The organism is Lysobacter sp. TY2-98, from assembly GCF_003367355.1.
Taxonomy (GTDB): Bacteria; Pseudomonadota; Gammaproteobacteria; order Xanthomonadales; family Xanthomonadaceae; genus Cognatilysobacter.
In genome coordinates, this window is record NZ_CP031413.1 from 184,750 (window position 1) to 202,511 (window position 17,762).

Below are 17,762 nucleotides of genomic sequence, written 5' to 3' on the forward strand. Positions count from 1 at the left end.
AAAAAGGAGAGCGCCAATTGGCGCTCTCCATCGAAACGCATGCTTGCGCGTACGTTACGGCAGCAAGCGGCATGTACCGCTGCCGGCCTCACACTTCGAGTCCTTCTTGATGCTGGAATTGCCCTTGACCTGGGCGACGAAGTCCACCGAAGCATTGGAGTTGTACATCGTCGTCGTCATGGTCGTGCCGCTTGCACAGGCCTTCGGGGTGAAGGTCGCCGGCGCACGATTGTCGGCAGCGTCGGCTACCGCGGTGCTCATGTAGGCCTTGCCCTCGGCCAAGCAGGCGCCGTTGGACGAACGCTGCGTGTAGTTGCGGTACTGCGGCAGCGCGATGGCGGCCAGGATGGCGATGATCGCGACGACGATCATCAGTTCGATGAGGGTAAAGCCCTGCTGCTTCTTCATGGTGTATCCCCTAGGAGTGGATTTGGAACTTCACGGACTACTACGGACGACTCGCCGGATCCTTGGTCTGCCGTGCGTGGGTCCGTGCATCCGGACATACGCATAACCCGTGCCAAGGGGGCGTGCCAATCGGGACGGAACGCTTTCGCGGCGCCGGTCACGTTTGGAATGGTTCAGCTGACAACCCCGGTGCCCCTATTTGTCAGCTTCCCGCCGGTGCATGACGCAGTGCGTCAGGCTTATTCGATCCCCAGTTTCTTCAACTTGTACCGCAGGGCCCGGAAGGTGATGCCAAGGGCCGCGGCGGTCCGAGTCTTGTTGTAGCGGTTTTCCTGCAGCGCGTGCTGGATCGCGGCGCGCTCGATTTCCTCGATGTACGACGGCAGCGCGCTGGTCGCGGTGTCGCGGGGATCGAGGTTGCGCGGATCGGCCGCCGCCGGGGCGGCCGGCGGCGGCGCGGCTGCGGGCGCGGCAGGAGTCGCCGGTGGCGCCGGCTTCGGGGCCGACTTGGGCAGGCTCAGGTCGTCGGACTCGATCGTCTCGCCTTCGGCCAGCGCGAGCGCGCGCTCCAGGATGTTCTCGAGTTCACGGACGTTGCCGGGGAACGGATAGGCGTGCAGCGCCTCGACCGCGTCGGACGACAGGTGCGGGATGACCCGATCCTGGGCGGCTGCAAGGCGGCGGAGGATGACGTCGGCCAGACCCGGCAGGTCTTCCGGGCGGTCGCGCAGCGGCGGGACGCGCAGCTCGATGACGTTGATGCGGTAGTAGAGGTCGTGGCGGAAGCGGCCCTCCTCCACCAGCGCCGCGAGGTCCTTGTGCGTCGCCGACAGGATGCGGACGTCGACCTTGACCTCGTTGTTCGAGCCGACCGGGCGGATCGACTTCTCCTGGATCGCGCGCAGCAGCTTGACCTGCATCGGCAGCGGCAGCTCGGCGACCTCGTCGAGGAAGAGGGTGCCACCGTCGGCCGCCTGGAACAGGCCGGGCTTGTCGGCATGGGCGCCGGTGAAGCTGCCCTTCTTATGGCCGAAGAACTCGCTCTCCATGAGTTCGGCGGGAATCGCGCCGCAATTCACCGGCACGAACGGCCCGGAGGCGCGTCCACCCTCCGCGTGGATCGTGCGCGCGACGAGCTCCTTGCCGACGCCCGATTCGCCGGAGATGTAGACCGGCGCCTGACTGCGGGCGACCTTGGTGAGCGTGGCGCGCAGCGAGGCCATGGCCGGTGATTCGCCGAACAGGCGCGACGAGATGCCGGCTTCGCTGGCGGCGCGGCGGCGTTCGTGGAGTTCCAGCGCCTGCTTGACCAGGTCGCGCAGCACGCCGAGGTCGACCGGCTTGCTGACGAAGTCGAACGCACCGGCCTTCAGCGCCTCGACCGCGGCCTCGACGTTGCCGAAGGCCGTGATCATGGCGACCGGCGTGGTCGGGTGCTTCGAATTGATCTCGGAAACGATCTCGAGCCCGGTGCCGTCGGGCAGCCGCATGTCGGTCAGGCAGAGGTCGTATTTGTTGCGGGAGAGCAGGGCGCGGGCGTCGGTGACGTTCGCCGCCGTATCGCAGCGCAGGCCCATACGGCCGAGGGTCATGACCAGCAATTCGCGGATGTCGCGCTCGTCATCCACGACAAGGGCGGTGCGGGCGGGTGCGCTACGGGGTTCGGCCATCGGTTCCTCCGCCGCGCACCTTAGCGGAAGTGACCGCCTGCGGCCACTTCGTCCCCTTTTTGTCAGGGCCGCGGCAGGTTCATCGGCCCAGCGCACTCATGCGGATGCGGAAGCAGCCGCCGACGCCCGGGGTCGGAACGTAGTCGAGGCTGGCCTGGTTGGCACGGCACAGCTCGCGCGCGATGTAGAGGCCGAGACCGGTGCCGTGGCTCGAGGTCGTGAAGAACGGTTTGAACAGGCGGTGGCGGATCGGCTCGGGAATGCCGGGGCCGCGATCGATGACGTCCAGCACCGGCTGGCCGCCGTCCATGGCCGCGCGCACCGTCACCCGCGCCGGCTCGCCGGGCATGCGGCCGTAGTTGAGCGCGTTCGCGACGAGCACGGTCACGGCCTGGTGCAGCTGGCGCGGATCGAACAGCGCATTGATCTCCGGTTGCGTCGACGCACTGATCAAAGTGTCGCTTTCGATGGGATGGCTGACGAGGTAGTCGTCGACGAACTGTCCGGCGAAGTGCACCAGTTCGATCACCACCGGTTTCGCCGGTTCGCGACGCGCCAGGCCAAGCACGTTCTCGACGATGCCGTTCATGCGCACGATGTGCTGGTGGATGATCTCCAGCAGCCGGCGATCCGCCGGGCGAATGTCGTCCGATTCCTCCAGCAGCTGCACTGCGTAACTCATCGCCGCGAGCGGATTGCGGATCTCGTGCGCCAGGCTCGCGGAAAAGCGGCCCAGCGTCGCCAGCGTGATCGATTCGGCGTGCTGCGACAGCAGCGACGTGTCGTCGAGGAACACGAGCGCCTGGTCGCTGTTGGCCTGGAGGCGTGCGAAGCGTGGAATGACGTCGGGCTGATCGGCGGCCACGCGCATCGGCGTCTCATCGACGGCGTTGGACGCGCGCCAGTGCGCGAGGCGACGACCCAGCTCGGGCACCGCCAGCGCGAGTTCGCGGAAACCGTGCAGTTCGTCGCCGACGTCGCCGACCAGTGCGGTCGCGGCTTCGTTCGCGAGGCGCATGCGTCCCATGCCGTCGACCAGCAGCACGCCGGTGCGCAGGCGGCGAATGATGAGTTCGTTGACCTGCGCGAGGTGTTCGTTCTCGGTCGTACGCAGCGCGGCAATCTCGTAGCTGTCGCGCATCTGCCGGCCCAGCACGTTCATCACCGTCGCGAGCGCGGCATAGCCGATCGCGAACATCACCGGCTCGGTGAACGAGCGTCGTGGCGCGCCGTCGATGACGCCCCAGGCGTACTCCGCGAACAGCAGTGCGATGGACACCATCGCGAAGGCGAAGGCGAAGCGCGACGGCAACAGGAGTGACGCCGCGCCGACGTTGAAGAGGATCATCACCGCGATGCCGCTACCGGCCGACGGAAGCGCGTGCATCGCGAGGATGCCGAAGAACAGGTCAGCGGCAACGCCGATGCCCGCGGACAGGCGCACGTCGATGCGGCGCCCGAGCCCCAGCATCACGAGGGACACGAACAGGTAGGTGATGACGACGGAGCGCGCGAGCAGCGCATAGCGCGGCGGATCGAGAAAGCCCGTCGTCGGCCCGAACACCAGCGCCACCAGCAGCGCCGCCTCGAGCACCCGGTAGAGGTTGAAGAGCCGCAGTTCGCGGTAGAGGACGTGGTCGGCGTCGAGCGGGGTCAGCGCAGGTTTGAAGGGCACGGCGCGCGTCCAGCGGTCGGTCGGCCGAGTATAGGTGCCTGATTCTCCGGACGTTCCCCCGGTCAGTCGGGGTGGCCCGGCCCCGCCCGATCGGCGACAATATGGCCCCCTCGCGCCCACCCCGGCCGCGCCGTCAGGCGCGCGAGGCCCCACGTCCATCCTTCGGTGACGCATGAATTTCCACGAATACCAGGCGAAGCAGCTCTTCGCCGACTACGGCATCGCCGTTCCCAAGGGCATCGTCGCCCGCTCGCCCGACGAGGCGGTGGCGGCGGCCAAGCAGATCCCGGGCGACCTCTGGGTCGTCAAGGCGCAGATCCACGCGGGCGGCCGCGGCAAGGCCGGCGGCGTGAAGCTCGCCCGGTCGTACGACGAAGTGCGCGAGTACGCCAAGGCGATGCTCGGCACCAAGATGGCGACCTACCAGACCGCCGGCGTCGAGCTGCCGATCGATGCGGTGCTGATCTCCGAAGGCACGGACATCGCGAAGGAGCTTTACCTATCGGTGCTCGTCGATCGTTCGACGAAGACGGTGACGTTCATCGCGTCGGCCGAAGGCGGCATGGACATCGAGCAGGTCGCCCACGAGAAGCCCGAGGCGATCCAGACGCTGCACATCAACTACGTCGAAGGTCTGCAGCCGTACCAGTGCCGCGACCTCGGCTTCGCGATGGGCCTCAACGCCAAGCAGGTCGGCCAGCTCACCAAGATCATGACGGGCCTGTTCAAGCTCTTCATGGACAAGGACCTCGCGCTGGTCGAGCTCAACCCGCTCGCGATCCTCACCAACGGCGATCTCGCCGTGCTCGACGGCAAGGTCGATTCGGACGACAACGCCTCGTTCCGTCATCCGGAACTCGTCGCCATGCGCGACACGCGCCAGGAAGACGAGACGGAAGTGCTCGCGTCGAAGTACGACCTCAACTACGTCACGATGGACGGCGACATCGGTTGCATGGTCAACGGTGCAGGCCTCGCCATGGCGACGATGGACGTCATCGCGCTCAACGGCGGTTCGCCGGCGAACTTCCTCGACGTCGGCGGCGGTGCGACGAAGGAGCGCGTCACCGAGGCGTTCAAGCTGATCCTGTCGAGCGACAAGGTGAAGGCGATCTTCGTAAACATCTTCGGCGGCATCGTCCGCTGCGACATGATCGCCGACGGCATCATCGCGGCGGTCAAGGAAGTCGACGTCAAGGTGCCGGTGATTGTGCGCCTCGAGGGCACGAACGTCGAAGCGGGCAAGGAGTTGCTGCGCAACTCCGGCCTCGCCATCACCCCGGCCGACGACATCAACGACGGTGCGAAGAAGGCCGTCGCGGCCGTCAAGCACGCCGCCTGAGACTTCCACGTCGCGCGGCCTTGATCCGCGCGACCGACACAGGAATAGAAATCCAATGTCCGTTCTGATCAACAAGGACACGAAGGTGCTGGTGCAGGGCTTCACCGGCTCGCAGGGCACCTTCCACGCGCAGCAGATGCTCGACTACGGCACCCAGGTCGTGGGCGGCGTCACCCCGGGCAAGGGCGGCACGACGCACCTCGGCCTGCCGGTGTTCAACACGATGGAAGAAGCCGTCGCCGCCACCGGCGCCGATGCGTCCGTCATCTATGTACCGCCGCCGTTCGCGGCCGACGCGATCATGGAAGCCGCGGCCGCCGGCATCCGCGTCATCGTCTGCATCACCGAAGGCATCCCGGTGCTCGACATGCTGCGCGCGAAGAACGTGCTGAACGGCTATCCGGAGACGGTGCTCGTCGGTCCGAACTGCCCGGGCGTGATCACGCCGGGCGAGTGCAAGATCGGCATCATGCCGGGCCACATCCACATGCCGGGCAAGATCGGCATCGTGTCGCGCTCGGGCACGCTCACGTATGAGGCGGTCAAGCAGACGACCGACGTCGGTCTCGGCCAGTCGACCTGTATTGGTATTGGCGGCGATCCCATCAACGGCACCAACTTCATCGATGCGCTGAAGTGGTTCCAGGACGACCCGCAGACCGAAGGCATCATCATGGTCGGCGAGATCGGTGGTTCGGCCGAGGAAGAAGCGGCGCAGTTCATCTCGCAGTACGTGACCAAGCCGGTGGTCGGCTTCATCGCCGGTGCGTCGGCGCCGAAGGGCAAGCGCATGGGCCACGCGGGCGCGATCGCCTCGGGCGGCTCGGGCACGGCGGAAGGCAAGTTCGCGGCGCTGGAGGAGGCGGGCGTCACCACGGTGAAGTCGCCGGGCGATCTCGGTGCGGCGATTGCCAAGAAGCTTGCGGGCTGATTGGTTCGCCGAGTTGTTGTTGGAGAGGCCGCCTTCGGGCGGCCTTTCTGCTTTCTGGGGTTGGTGTTGCGACGTGCTGCTGCTGCGGTTGCCTCGCGTGTCCCTGTTTCCTTGGAACGCGCGTCGTTGTTGGATGCGGTTGCGATGGTGCTTGTAGACGGAAGCAACAGCGTTCCGTGCGCTGGCGCGCGCGGGTCACTTTTCTTTGCTGGTGCAAAGAAAAGGTAACCAAAAGAAAGCACCTTCCCCGACGGATCTACAGCTCGCGATCGGGCGAGTTTGTCGCGATCGCCACACTCGGCTCCTGCCTCGGGTGGCGACGGCGCGCGTCCTGCGCGCCGCCCCTTCGGGTCTTCACGATTGGCGCCAGCTGTCGAAAAGAGTCCCCGCGTGGACGTGTTGCCTACAACCCGTCTCTGCGTTGGCGTCAAGAAGACCTGCCTACAAAATATTGTGTTGACGCGCTTGGACATGCCGCATATGTTGTGCCCGTCGAAGGTGCCGCGCCCGCCAGGGCCGGCTTAAAAGGGAATCCGGTTCAAAGCCGGAACTGCCCCGCAGCGGTGAGTGGAAACGACCCGCGTCATTGGCACTGGCCCCAGCGGCTGGGAAGCGACGCGCAGTAGGTGGCGACTCCGGTCGTCGTAGTCCACGAGTCCGAAGACCTGCCTCGATCGGCGGCCGCGTGCCGCCGTTGGCCAGGCGTCCTCGTGGGAGGGACGGGTCGGTCCGCGGAGCTCGTCCGCTACCTTCCGTCTCCAACATGTCGATGCCGGCTCGCCCGAGGGGGCGGGGGCCGGCGCAGGACGACGCGTGCGCCGCTTTCGCTTCCTCTCCATCGCCACCGGAGAGGAAAAAATGACGACCGAAACACTCACCGACGTCCAAGCCGACGCGCTCGACACCGACCAGCCGGGCTTCGCGCTGACGCCGCCGCATGCACCGGGGACCATGACCGTCACCAAGCGCGACGGCCGCCGCGAGCCGGTCGACGTCGCCAAGATCGTGCGCGCCGTGCAGCGCTGCAGTGCGGGACTCGCCGACATCGACCCCATGCGCGTCGCGCTCAAGACCATCGGCGGCATCTACGACGGCGCGACCACGCGCGAGCTCGACGAGCTGTCGATCCACACCGCCGCGGCGTTCACCGCGGAAGAACCGCAATACTCGCGCCTCGCCGCGCGCTTGCTCAGCGCGTACATCGACAAGGAAGTCGCCGGGCTCGGCGTGTATTCGTTCTCGCAGTCGATCGTGCTCGGCCACGACCTCGGTCTGATCAACGACCGCGTGCGCGACGCGGTCGAGGCCAACGCACGCAAGTTCAACGACGCGATCGATGCGACGCAGACGCAGCGCTTCGAGTACTTCGGCCTGCGCACGCTCTACGACCGCTACCTGCTCAAGCATCCGCACAAGCGCCACGTCATCGAGACCCCGCAGCACTTTTTCATGCGCATCGCGGTCGCGCTGACCGATAGCGCGGCCGGCGCACTGCAGCTGTATCGGCTGATGTCCTCGCTGGACTACGTGCCGAGCTCGCCGACCCTGTTCAACTCCGGCACACGGCACGAGCAGCTGTCGTCCTGCTTCCTGCTCGATTCGCCGCAGGATTCGCTGACCGACATCTACGAGCGCTACGGCGACGTCGCGCAGCTCTCGAAGTTCTCCGGCGGCATCGGGCAGGCTTACCACCGCATCCGCGCGCGCGGTTCGCTGATCCGTTCGACCAATGGCCGCAGCAACGGCATCGTGCCGTGGCTGAAGACGCTCGACGCGTCCGTCGCCGCGGTGAACCAGGGCGGCAAGCGCAAGGGCGCCGCGTGCATCTACCTCGAGACGTGGCACGCGGACATCGAGGAGTTCCTCGAGCTGCGCGACAACACCGGCGACGAGATGCGTCGCACCCACAACCTCAATCTCGCGAACTGGGTTCCGGACCTCTTCATGCGCCGCGTCGATGCGGACGGTGACTGGTCGCTGTTCGATCCGAAAGCGGTGCCGGAACTGCCGGACCTGTGGGGTGACGCGTTCGACCGCGCCTACGAGCAGGCTGAGCAGCAGGAACTCGCGAGTCGCACCGTCAAGGCGCGCGAACTCTACGCTCGCATGATGAAAGTGCTGGGCGAAACCGGGAACGGATGGATGACGTTCAAGGACGCGTCCAACCGCACTTGCAACCAGGTCGGACCGGGTCGCACCGTGCATCTGTCCAACCTTTGCACGGAAATCCTTGAAGTCACCAGCGCGGACGAGACCGCGGTCTGCAACCTCGGTTCGATCAATCTCGCGCAGCACGTCGGCGAACACGGGTTCGACTTCGACAAGCTGGCGGAGACGGTGCAGGTCGCCGTTCGCCAGCTCGACCGCGTGATCGATCTCAACTTCTATCCGATCGAATCTGCGCGTCGCTCGAACCTGCGCTGGCGTCCGGTCGGGCTCGGCGTGATGGGCCTGCAGGACGTGTTCTTCAAGCTGCGGATGCCGTTCGATTCGGCGGAAGCGCTGGGACTGTCGACGCGCATCGCCGAGCGCATCTACCTGCATGCGCTGGAGGCGTCGTGCGACCTCGCGGAACTGCACGGCGCGCATCCGTCGTTCGCGGAGACGCGTGCAGCGGCCGACGACCTGCAATTCGACCTGTGGAGCGTGACGCCGACACAGTCCGTCGCGTGGGAGGCGCTGAAGGCACGCATCGCGCAACACGGCCTGCGTAACTCGCTCCTCATCGCCATCGCGCCGACCGCGACCATCGCGTCGATCGCCGGCTGCTACGAATGCATCGAGCCGCAGGTGTCGAACCTGTTCAAGCGCGAGACGCTGTCGGGCGACTTCGTCCAGGTCAATCGTTATCTGGTCGACGAGCTGAAGAAGCTCGGGCTGTGGACGCAGACCGTGCGCGACGCGATCAAGCTCGGCGAAGGTTCGATCCAGTCGATCGAGGCGATCCCCGCCGCGCTGCGCGACGTCTATCGCACCGCGTGGGAGCTGCCGCAGAAGGCGCTGATCGATCTCGCCGCCGCGCGCGGGGCGTACATCGACCAGTCGCAGTCCCTCAATCTCTTCATGGAGAGCCCGAACATCGGGCGCCTGTCGTCGATGTACATGTACGCGTGGAAGTCGGGCCTGAAGACGACGTACTACCTGCGTTCCCGGCCGGCCACGCGCATCGCGAAGGCGACGGTGAGCACCGTCGCGCCGCAGGCCGCCGTCGCCTGTTCGCTCGAGAACCCCGAGGCCTGCGAGGCCTGCCAGTAAACGACTCATGCGCCGGCCGCGGTGACGCGCCGGCGTCTTCCCTATGCAGGGGCGCGCGGAAGACGGCAGGAGCCGTCGAGGGAACGCCGGCGCAATGGATCGCGCGCTTGGACGCGACGCAAGGACGTCGTCCGCCGCCCCTGCACCTTATTCATGCGACGCAGTGCGTCGCCGTCGGACATCACCATGACTGGACGCCTGCTCGACCCCGGCTTCGCCCTCACGCTGCGCCCCATGCGCTATCCCGCGTTCTACGACATGTACCGCGATGCGGTGCGCAACACGTGGACGGTGGAGGAGATCGACTTCGGCATCGACGTCAATGACCTGCGCGACAAGCTCACGCCGGCCGACCGGCATCTCATCGAGCGACTCGTCGCCTTCTTCGCCACCGGCGATTCGATCGTCGCCAATAACCTTGTGCTGAACCTCTACCAGCACGTCAACGCGCCCGAGGCGCGCATGTACCTGTCGCGCCAGCTCTACGAGGAAGCGCTGCACGTGCAGTTCTACCTGACGTTGCTCGACGCTTACGTGCCCGACGTAGAACGGCGCGCGGCAGCGTTCGACGCGATCGAGAACATCCCGTCGATCCGCGCCAAGGCCGACTTCTGCTTCCGCTGGATCGATTCGATCCAGGGCCTGCAGCGCCTCGAAACGCGCGGCGATCGTCGCACATTACTGCTCAACCTCATCTGCTTCGCCTGCTGCATCGAAGGCCTGTTCTTCTTCGCCGCGTTCGCCTACGTCTGGTTCCTGCGCTCGCGCGGGCTGCTGCCGGGTCTCGCGGCCGGCACCAACTGGGTCTTCCGCGACGAGTCCGGCCATATGGCATTCGCGCTCGAGGTGATTCGCACTGCACGCGACGAGGAGCCCGACCTGTTCGACGTCGCGATGGAGCGCGACGTCCGCGCCATGTTGCGCGAGGCGGTGGATGTCGAAGCCGCGTTCGCGCACGACGTGCTGGCCGGTGGCGTGAATGGCCTGTCGCCTCGCGAGATGCGCCAGTACCTCGAATACGTCGCCGACCTGCGTCTCGCGGCGCTGGGCATGACGCCCGAATTCGGCAGCCGCAATCCGTTCGCCTTCATGGACTTGCAGGACGTGCAGGAACTCACCAACTTCTTCGAGCGCCGCGTGTCGGCCTACCAGGTCGGCGTGAGCGGACAGGTCGCGTTCGATGACGCGTTCTGAGGCACCGCGCGAGGCGCGCCTCTGGGAAATCGTGTTTCCCGATCACGCCAACCATCTCGGCACGCTGTTCGGCGGACAGGCGCTGGCGTGGATGGACAAGGCGGCGTTCATCGCCGCCACGCGCTATGCACGCCGCACGGTGGTGACCGCCCGCTCGGAACAGGTCGATTTCCACGTGCCGGTGCGGCAGGGCCAGCTCGTCGAGCTGGTCTCGCGCGTGGCCGACGTCGGGCGGAGTTCGATGCGCATCGAGGTGGAGCTGCACACCGAGGACCCGCATGCCGGCACGCGGCATCTGTGCACGCGTGGCCACTTCACCATGATCGCGCTCGATGCCAGCGGCCGGCCGGCGCCGGTCGAACCGCTCGATGACGGGGCCGCGCACGCGCCTGCGTAAAATCGGCCGCTCTGGACAGGAGTGGCCATGGCCCTGCGAATCGCCCTCGCGCAGTTCGACTTCCCGGTCGGCGACATCGCCGGCAACACCACGCGCATCGAAGCCTTGATCGCTCAGGCGCGCGACACGCACGGCGCGCAGCTCGTGGTGTTCCCGGAGCTTGCGGTCTGCGGCTACTCGCCGGAAGACCTGCTGCTGCGGCCGAGTTTCCTCGCCGACAGCGAGAAGGCGATCCGGCAGATCGCGGCGTCGACGCGTGGCATCACCGCGGTCGTCGGCTGGCCCGAAACCGCGGGTGCGATCGTCTACAACGCCGCCAGCGTTCTGCGCGACGGGCGCATCGAACGCACCTATCGCAAGCGCGAGCTGCCGAACTACCAGGTGTTCGACGAACGCCGCTATTTCTCCGTCGACCCGAACGGCGAGACCTGCGTGGTGGACGTCGAGGGCGTGCAGGTCGGCGTGGTGATCTGCGAGGACCTCTGGTTTCCCGAACCGCTTGCGGCGACTGTCGCCGAAGGCGCGCAGCTGGTCGTCGTGCCGAACGCGTCACCCTACGAGCACGACAAGCACGCGACGCGCGATGCGTTGCTGGCCGAGCGCGCGACCGAATCGGGTGCGGCGATCGCGTATCTCAATGTCGTCGGCGGACAGGATCATGTCGTGTTCGACGGGGCATCGGTCGTGGCGGATGGCGATGGTCGCGTGCATCCGGCCGCAGGCGCGTTCGACGATCAATGGCTGCTGGTCGACTTCGACGTGGCGACGAAACGCTTCTCGCCCGTGCGCTGGATGATCGAAGACGACGAAAGCCGCGAAGGGCTCGCTTGGCGCGGCATCGTGCGGGGCACGCGTGACTACTGCCGCAAGAACGGCTTCGAGAAGGTCTGGCTCGGGCTCTCCGGTGGCATCGATTCCGCGCTGGTGCTCGCGATCGCCGTCGATGCGCTGGGTGCGGAGAACGTGACCGCCGTGCGCCTGCCGTCGCGCTACACCGCGGGTATGTCGAACGATCTCGCCGCCGAGCAGTGCGAGCGGCAGGGTGTGCGCCTGCTCACACTGCCGATCGAGAAGCCGTTCGAGGCCTACCTCGCGACGCTCGCCTCCACTTTCGAAGGGCGTGACGTCGACGTCACCGAAGAGAACCTGCAGTCGCGCATCCGCGGCGCCACGCTGATGGCGCTGTCCAACAAGTTCGGCGGTCTGCTGCTCACCACCGGCAACAAGAGCGAGTACGCGGTCGGCTACGCGACCATCTACGGCGACATGTGCGGTGGCTACGCGCCGATCAAGGACGTCTACAAGACCGACGTGTTCGCGCTCGCGCGCTGGCGCAATACGATCGATGCGGTAATCCCGCAGCAGGTGATCGACCGTCCGCCGTCGGCCGAATTGCGCGACAACCAGAAGGACCAGGATTCGTTGCCGCCCTACGACGTGCTCGACGCGATCCTGCAGCGGCATGTCGATGGCGAGCAGTCGCGCGACGAGATCGTCGCCGCCGGGTTCGACGCCGCGACCGTGGAGCGCGTGCTCAAGCTCGTGCGCACGTCCGAGTGGAAGCGCCATCAGGCGGCGCCCGGTCCGAAGATGACGCCGCGTGCGTTCGGCCGCGAACGCCGTTACCCGATCAGCAACGGCTATCGCTGACCGCGCCGTCTACTCGGCGGTGGTCGCGTCGATGACGTTGTGGACGCGCGACACGCGGTTGGCCGGGAAGCCGCCGCGACGCGCGTGTTCGCGCACGGTGTCTTCGTCCGGCGCCACGTAGATGCAGTAGACGCGGTCACCGGTCACGTAGCTTTCGACCCATTGGATCTGCGGGCCCATTGCCTGCAGGACGCCGCAGGACGTGGCCGAGATGTCTTTCAGCTGCTGCTGCGTGAGATCGCCCGCGCCGGGGATGTCCCGCTCGATGACGTAACGTGGCATGCGCCTTCTCCGTGGGTGGGGCGCTGCAGTCTCGCGCCGTCGCGGCCCAGGTCGGCGTCCGTCCGTCGTCGTAATGAAAACGCCGCCCGAAGGCGGCGTTTTTTGTGGAGCCTGGCGCGAAGCGTCAGTGGCCGACCGTCGAGGTGTCGCCACCGAACGGATTCAGGCGACGCAGGTGGCTCGGGTAGTCCGGCCACTGGCCCTTGAGGAAGGCGTGGTTCGGATCGGCCTTCTGCAGCTCGGCGCGCGCGCCGTTGGCGAGCTCGGTATTGCCGAGGTCGGTGTAGGCGGCAGCGAGCGTCGCGATCGCATCGGCCTGGTACGCCGACCGCGGGTAGTTCTCGAGCACGTACTTGGCGCGGTCGATCGCGGCGACGTCGGCACCGCGCTTCAGGTAGTACAGCGCCGTCTCCACCTCGTAGCGCGCGAACATGTCGCGCAGCTTGGCCATGCGGTCGCGCGCGTCGGCGGCGTAGCGGCTGTTGCCGTAGCGCTCGACGACGATGCCGAAGTCGTTATAGGCCTGCTGCGGCGTCGCGAGGTCGCGGCGCGCCGGATCGAGGTGCCACACGCGCTGCAGGAACACCGCATCGCGCGAGGAGTTCACCAGGCCGCGCAGGTAGTAGAGGTAGGCGATGTTGCGGTTGGTCGGATACGTGCGGATGAAGCGGTCGATGGTGCTGACCGCGTCGTCGTGCTGGCCGGCCTTGTATTGCGCGTAGGCCGTCTCGATCAGCGCCTGCTCGGTGTACGGCCCGTACGGGTACTGGGCGATCAGGCGCTTGTAGGTCTCTTCGGCCGACGACCAGTTGCCATTCGTCATCGACTTGTGGCCCTTCTGGTACAGCGTTTCCACCGGGACGCCCTCGTTCGAGTCGTCCTTCTTGCGGAACTTGGAGCAGCCGGTGCCGGCGAGGAGCGAGACCGCGAGGACGGCGACCGCCATGCCACGGAAGAGGGACACGTGCGACGGGCGGAAGGCGGAGCTTGAGCTCATGGGATCGACGGATGCCGGATCGGGAGACAGGAAGGCCGGATAATAGCAGGCCCGTCTTAACCGACCCGCGCTGCCGGGCCGTAGGAAAAAGCTCCCGATGCCCGACACGATCACCCTCGAAGCCCTCGTCCCCGATGCCAGCGCCGGGCGCCGCTTCGACGCCGTGCTGGCCGAGCTGTTCCCCGAGCATTCGCGCTCGCGGCTGGCCGGCTGGATCAAGGCGGGGCAGGCCCGCCTCGACGGCCGCGAGGTCCGCCCCCGGGATCCGGTGCGCGGCGGCGAGCGGGTGACGGTCGAGGCCGAGATCGGCATCCAGACCGACGCCCCGGCCGAGGACATCGCCCTCGACGTGCTCTACGAGGATGCGGACGTGATCGTGCTGAACAAGCCCGCCGGGCTGGTCGTGCACCCGGGCGCGGGCAATCCGGCGGGTACGCTGGTGAATGCGCTGCTGCATCGCGACCCCGCGCTCGCCGCGCTGCCGCGCGCCGGCATCGTGCACCGCCTCGACAAGGACACCTCGGGCGTGATGGTCGTCTCCCGCACGCTGCAGGCGCATACCGCGCTGGTCGACCAGCTCTCGGCGCGACAGGTGCATCGCCAGTACCTTGCCGTCGTGGTGGGGGCGCTGGTGTCGGGCGGCACCGCGAACGCACCGATCGACCGCCATCCGCGCGATCGCCTGCGCATGGCGGTGCGCGAAGACGGCAAGGACGCGATCACGCACTTCCGCCTGCGCGAACGCTTCCGCGCGCACACGCTGCTGGAATGCCGCCTCGAGACCGGGCGCACCCACCAGATCCGTGTGCACATGGCGCACCTCAAGCATCCGATCGTGGGCGATCCACTGTACGGCGGGCCGCTCAAGCTGCCGCGGGGCGCGTCGCCGGAAACCATCGAGGCGCTGCGCGGGTTCCGGCGCCAGGCGCTGCATGCGGAGACGCTCGAGTTCGTGCACCCGGTGTCCGGCGAGTCGATCCGCTGCACCGCGCCGGTGCCGGATGACCTGCGCGCGCTCGTCGACGCCCTGCGCGTCGATCAGCGCGAGCACGAGGACCGCGCACGGTGACGGCCTTCCTGCACGCCGACTGGCCCGCGCCACCTGGCGTGCAGGGGCTGACGACGCTGCGCTTCGGCGCCGGACGGTCGCAGGCCCCGTTCGACACCTTCAACCTCGGTAACCGTCATGCCGCGGACGGCGACGATGCGGCGACGGTCGACGCCAATCGCGCGGAACTGGTCGATCGACTTGCGCTGCCATCGCGCCCACGCTGGCTGCGGCAGGTGCACGGTATCGACGTGGTGCGTTTCGCATCGAGCGACATCGCGAGCGACGAGCCGCAGGCGGATGCATCGGTGACGTCCGACCCCGGCGTCGTGCTCGCCATCCTCACCGCCGACTGCCTGCCGGTGCTGTTCGCCGCGCGCGACGGCTCGGAAGTCGCGGGCGCGCACGCCGGCTGGCGCGGTCTTGCCGATGGCGTGCTCGAGGCGACGATCGCCGCGATGCGCACGTCACCCGATGGCGTCGTTGCGTGGCTCGGTCCTGCGGCGGGGCCTGCTGATTACGAGATCGGCGTCGATGTGCACGACGCGTTCGTCGATCGCGATCCCGGCGCGGCGACCGCGTTCGCTGCGACCCGCGCCGGCCACTGGCGCGTCGATCTGTATGCGCTCGCGCGTCGCCGTCTCGTCGCTGCCGGCATCTCTCCCGATGCCATCCACGGCGGCGAGCTGAGCACGATCGGCGAACCGGCGCGCTTCTTCTCGCACCGGCGCGACCGTCGCACCGGGCGCATGGCGTCGCTGGTGTGGATCACTCGCTGATTCCCGACACGCTGTTCGGTCGCCTGCTCGGCGAGGCGTACGTGCGCCTGCCCGCGACGGTGGCCGCCTTGCACGCTCGCGATGGCGCCCAGCGCTATACGGGCGAGGTCGACGTCGCGCGCGGCACGCGTCTGCTCGCGCGCGTGTGCGGGGCGGCAACGCGGCTGCCGCCCGCCGGCCGCGGCCGTATCGACGTCGACATCGTGGCCGACACGCAGGGTGAAACCTGGACCCGCCACGTCGCCGGCCACGCCATGCGGTCGCGCCTTCGCGCACACGACGGACGTCTGCGCGAAACATTGGGCCTGGTGACTTTCGATTTCCGCATCGGCTGCGACGACGGGCGCCTGCACTGGACCGTCGAGCGCGTGCGCGTTTTCGGCGTCGTGCTGCCGCGCACGTGGTTTCGCGATGTGGCGGCGGTCGAGTACGAAGAGGATGGACGCTACCGGTTCGATGTCCGCGCCGGCCTGCCGCTCGCCGGGCTGCTCGTGCACTACCGGGGCTGGCTCGATGTCGACTGAAACGCCGATCATCGTGTTCGATGGCGTCTGCGTGCTCTGCAATGGCTGGGTGCGTTTTCTCCTGCGCCACGATCGCGAGGCGCGCTTCCGGTTCGCGGCGATGCAGACCGATGCGGGGCACGCGCTGCTCGTCGCACATGGGCTGGATCCCGTTGATCCGGTCTCGTTCCTGCTCGTCGACACGGACCGCGCATGGACGGACACCGATGCGATCGCGCGCGTGCTCGCGACGCTGGGCGCGCCGTGGTCGATTGCCGCGCTGTTGATGCGGATGACGCCGCGCGTGCTGCGCGATCCGGCCTACCGGTTCCTCGCACGCCACCGCTATCGCGTGTTCGGCCGCCACACCGCCTGCGCCTTGCCGCCGCCCGACGCGGTCGCGCGCTTCATCCGTTGACGAGCACCTGCGTCGACGCTGCGATCGGCAGGTGATCGAGCGCCGCCATGAACTCGTGGAGATCGAAGAGGTCGACGCAGGCGCCTGCGCCCGGCGGCGGCGATGCATGCCGCCAGCAACGTGCGAGCACGACGGCTGCGGTCGCCGGAATGTGCGGCCCGCTGCCGTCGCGGGCGACGATCGTCCAGCGCAGCCGGAGCGGTTTGCCGTCGGGGCTAGTGCCCACGAGATCCACCGCCATCACCCCCGTATCGCTTCCGGCGTCGATCCAGCGATTGCTCAGCTTCAACAGCGCAGTTGCATGGCGTTCGAGGCCGCGCACGATGCGCGCGCGCACCGCCCACGACACCAGCCACAGACCGAAGTGCATGCGTCGCAGTTCGAGTCCGGCGCGGAAGTCGCAGTGGCGCAGGTCGGGATAGCGATGCGGTAGCACGTCGAGATCGGGAACATCGCAGCGCGCGAGCCAGCGTGTACCGGCGTCGTCGAAGCGCAGGCGTCGCAACGACTGCCAGCCATGCACCGCGCGGCGTTGCCCGTCGACGAGCGCGGGGAACGGCCGGCCGACATACCCCAGGATCGCGCGCGTGGTCGCCAGCCCGCGCTCGGTCCGGTTGCCTGGACTGATCGCGGACTCGACCGACTCCAGTCGCGCGAACCGCGGCGCATGCGCCGCGACGACCGCAGCCGACAGTCCCGGCACGCTGCTCGCACCGCTGACGAGTCGCACGCCGCGCGCGCGTGCCTGCGCGTCGAGGCGATCGATCCCGGTGACGAATTCGCGCCCGTCCGCCAGGTCGATGTAGTGCGCGCCCACCGCGATCGCGGCGTCGGCGACGCGGTAGTCGCGGCGCTGGAACGGGCCGGCGGTGTGGATCAGCAGCGTGGGCGCGAGCGCAGCGATGTCGTCGACGAGATGCGGTGACTCGACGTCGAGGCGCGTGGGGATCAGCCGCGCGCCCCCGGCCGCGCCGACTCGGTCGGCCAAGGCCTGCGCCCGCGCCAGATCGCGTCCCGCGAGCAGAAGGTCGACATCGTCGCGGGCCAGGGCTTCCGCGATGCGGGATCCGAATTGACCGTAGGCCCCGATGAGCAGGATGCGTTCGCGCGACATCCGCACAGCTTAGAACGCTGCCGGCGCGGGGTACGGATGGCGCACGATCAAGCGGCTGCATGCGCCGTTGACGCGGCGGGGTGCATAAGTGCGGCGCCG

Annotated in this window: 16 protein-coding genes and 1 riboswitch; of the genes, 10 read left to right on the plus strand and 6 right to left on the minus strand. The window is 67.7% G+C overall.

Going from position 1 to position 17,762, the window contains the following annotated elements; translation table 11 throughout:
* Window positions 1-54 precede the first annotated feature (54 nt).
* The 3 genes from DWG18_RS15635 to DWG18_RS00930 form a co-directional block, all read right to left on the minus strand.
* The gene (locus tag DWG18_RS15635; protein WP_115644646.1) at window positions 55-408 is read right to left on the minus strand and encodes a prepilin-type N-terminal cleavage/methylation domain-containing protein; all 354 of its coding nucleotides are present in this window, start codon (window positions 406-408) and stop codon (window positions 55-57) included.
* 239 nt (window positions 409-647) lie between these two features.
* On the minus strand, window positions 648-2,078 hold the full coding sequence (locus DWG18_RS00925) for a sigma-54 dependent transcriptional regulator (protein WP_115644647.1): 1,431 nt from the start codon (window positions 2,076-2,078) through the stop codon (window positions 648-650).
* A 79-nt stretch (window positions 2,079-2,157) separates the two neighbouring features.
* The gene (locus tag DWG18_RS00930) at window positions 2,158-3,753 is read right to left on the minus strand and encodes an ATP-binding protein (protein ID WP_240318560.1); all 1,596 of its coding nucleotides are present in this window, start codon (window positions 3,751-3,753) and stop codon (window positions 2,158-2,160) included.
* A gap of 172 nt (window positions 3,754-3,925) precedes the next feature.
* Here DWG18_RS00930 and sucC point away from each other — a divergent pair, with 172 nt between their 5' ends.
* From sucC to DWG18_RS00960, 6 genes are all read left to right on the plus strand, one after another.
* Complete coding sequence (sucC, locus tag DWG18_RS00935) at window positions 3,926-5,095, plus strand: ADP-forming succinate--CoA ligase subunit beta (protein ID WP_115644649.1); 1,170 nt, start codon at window positions 3,926-3,928, stop codon at window positions 5,093-5,095.
* Between the two features lie 55 nt (window positions 5,096-5,150).
* A complete protein-coding gene (gene sucD, locus DWG18_RS00940; protein WP_115644650.1) occupies window positions 5,151-6,026 on the plus strand; it encodes a succinate--CoA ligase subunit alpha in 876 nt (291 codons plus the stop codon).
* A 479-nt stretch (window positions 6,027-6,505) separates the two neighbouring features.
* A riboswitch (cobalamin riboswitch) is annotated at window positions 6,506-6,714 on the plus strand.
* 170 nt (window positions 6,715-6,884) lie between these two features.
* Window positions 6,885-9,281 (plus strand): ribonucleoside-diphosphate reductase subunit alpha, encoded by a 2,397-nt coding sequence (locus tag DWG18_RS00945; RefSeq protein ID WP_115644651.1) that lies wholly within the window; start codon window positions 6,885-6,887, stop codon window positions 9,279-9,281.
* Between the two features lie 186 nt (window positions 9,282-9,467).
* Window positions 9,468-10,475 (plus strand): ribonucleotide-diphosphate reductase subunit beta, encoded by a 1,008-nt coding sequence (locus DWG18_RS00950; RefSeq protein ID WP_115647962.1) that lies wholly within the window; start codon window positions 9,468-9,470, stop codon window positions 10,473-10,475.
* Entirely contained in the window at window positions 10,462-10,872 is a 411-nt protein-coding gene (locus DWG18_RS00955) for an acyl-CoA thioesterase (RefSeq protein ID WP_115644652.1), read from the plus strand. Before DWG18_RS00950 ends, DWG18_RS00955 begins: the two co-directional genes overlap by 14 nt.
* A 21-nt stretch (window positions 10,873-10,893) precedes the next feature.
* A complete protein-coding gene (locus DWG18_RS00960) occupies window positions 10,894-12,522 on the plus strand; it encodes an NAD+ synthase (protein ID WP_205289381.1) in 1,629 nt (542 codons plus the stop codon).
* Window positions 12,523-12,531: 9 nt separating this feature from the next.
* On the opposite strand, the gene DWG18_RS00965 is transcribed toward DWG18_RS00960, so the two are convergent.
* Window positions 12,532-12,804: a DUF4242 domain-containing protein gene (locus DWG18_RS00965; RefSeq protein ID WP_115644654.1), complete on the minus strand. Its 273-nt coding sequence runs from the start codon at window positions 12,802-12,804 to the stop codon at window positions 12,532-12,534.
* 124 nt (window positions 12,805-12,928) lie between these two features.
* Complete coding sequence (locus DWG18_RS00970; protein WP_115644655.1) at window positions 12,929-13,750, minus strand: outer membrane protein assembly factor BamD; 822 nt, start codon at window positions 13,748-13,750, stop codon at window positions 12,929-12,931.
* A 148-nt stretch (window positions 13,751-13,898) separates the two neighbouring features.
* Between DWG18_RS00970 and rluD the strand changes: the two genes are divergently transcribed.
* The 4 genes from rluD to DWG18_RS00990 are packed head-to-tail and all read left to right on the plus strand — an operon-like array spanning window position 13,899 to window position 16,549.
* Entirely contained in the window at window positions 13,899-14,870 is a 972-nt protein-coding gene (gene rluD / locus DWG18_RS00975; RefSeq protein ID WP_115644656.1) for a 23S rRNA pseudouridine(1911/1915/1917) synthase RluD, read from the plus strand.
* The gene (pgeF, locus tag DWG18_RS00980) at window positions 14,867-15,628 is read left to right on the plus strand and encodes a peptidoglycan editing factor PgeF (protein ID WP_115644657.1); all 762 of its coding nucleotides are present in this window, start codon (window positions 14,867-14,869) and stop codon (window positions 15,626-15,628) included. Before rluD ends, pgeF begins: the two co-directional genes overlap by 4 nt.
* Window positions 15,613-16,152 (plus strand): DUF4166 domain-containing protein, encoded by a 540-nt coding sequence (locus DWG18_RS00985; RefSeq protein WP_115644658.1) that lies wholly within the window; start codon window positions 15,613-15,615, stop codon window positions 16,150-16,152. Before pgeF ends, DWG18_RS00985 begins: the two co-directional genes overlap by 16 nt.
* Window positions 16,142-16,549 (plus strand): thiol-disulfide oxidoreductase DCC family protein, encoded by a 408-nt coding sequence (locus tag DWG18_RS00990; protein ID WP_115644659.1) that lies wholly within the window; start codon window positions 16,142-16,144, stop codon window positions 16,547-16,549. Before DWG18_RS00985 ends, DWG18_RS00990 begins: the two co-directional genes overlap by 11 nt.
* Here DWG18_RS00990 and DWG18_RS00995 read toward each other — a convergent pair.
* Window positions 16,539-17,663 carry a saccharopine dehydrogenase NADP-binding domain-containing protein gene (locus DWG18_RS00995; RefSeq protein WP_115644660.1) on the minus strand — a complete coding sequence of 375 codons (1,125 nt, stop codon included), beginning with the start codon at window positions 17,661-17,663 and terminating at the stop codon, window positions 16,539-16,541. The two genes, DWG18_RS00990 and DWG18_RS00995, sit on opposite strands and share 11 nt — an antisense overlap.
* Window positions 17,664-17,762 lie beyond the last annotated feature (99 nt).

Coding starts and splice junctions, on each gene's coding strand:
- DWG18_RS15635 (WP_115644646.1), bottom strand. CDS start 408: ATGAAGAAGCAGCAGGGCTTTACCCTCATCGAACTGATGATCGTCGTC.
- DWG18_RS00925 (WP_115644647.1), bottom strand. CDS start 2,078: ATGGCCGAACCCCGTAGCGCACCCGCCCGCACCGCCCTTGTCGTGGAT.
- sucC (WP_115644649.1), top strand. CDS start 3,926: ATGAATTTCCACGAATACCAGGCGAAGCAGCTCTTCGCCGACTACGGC.
- sucD (WP_115644650.1), top strand. CDS start 5,151: ATGTCCGTTCTGATCAACAAGGACACGAAGGTGCTGGTGCAGGGCTTC.
- DWG18_RS00945 (WP_115644651.1), top strand. CDS start 6,885: ATGACGACCGAAACACTCACCGACGTCCAAGCCGACGCGCTCGACACC.
- DWG18_RS00950 (WP_115647962.1), top strand. CDS start 9,468: ATGACTGGACGCCTGCTCGACCCCGGCTTCGCCCTCACGCTGCGCCCC.
- DWG18_RS00955 (WP_115644652.1), top strand. CDS start 10,462: ATGACGCGTTCTGAGGCACCGCGCGAGGCGCGCCTCTGGGAAATCGTG.
- DWG18_RS00965 (WP_115644654.1), bottom strand. CDS start 12,804: ATGCCACGTTACGTCATCGAGCGGGACATCCCCGGCGCGGGCGATCTC.
- DWG18_RS00970 (WP_115644655.1), bottom strand. CDS start 13,750: ATGGCGGTCGCCGTCCTCGCGGTCTCGCTCCTCGCCGGCACCGGCTGC.
- rluD (WP_115644656.1), top strand. CDS start 13,899: ATGCCCGACACGATCACCCTCGAAGCCCTCGTCCCCGATGCCAGCGCC.
- DWG18_RS00990 (WP_115644659.1), top strand. CDS start 16,142: ATGTCGACTGAAACGCCGATCATCGTGTTCGATGGCGTCTGCGTGCTC.
- DWG18_RS00995 (WP_115644660.1), bottom strand. CDS start 17,663: ATGTCGCGCGAACGCATCCTGCTCATCGGGGCCTACGGTCAATTCGGA.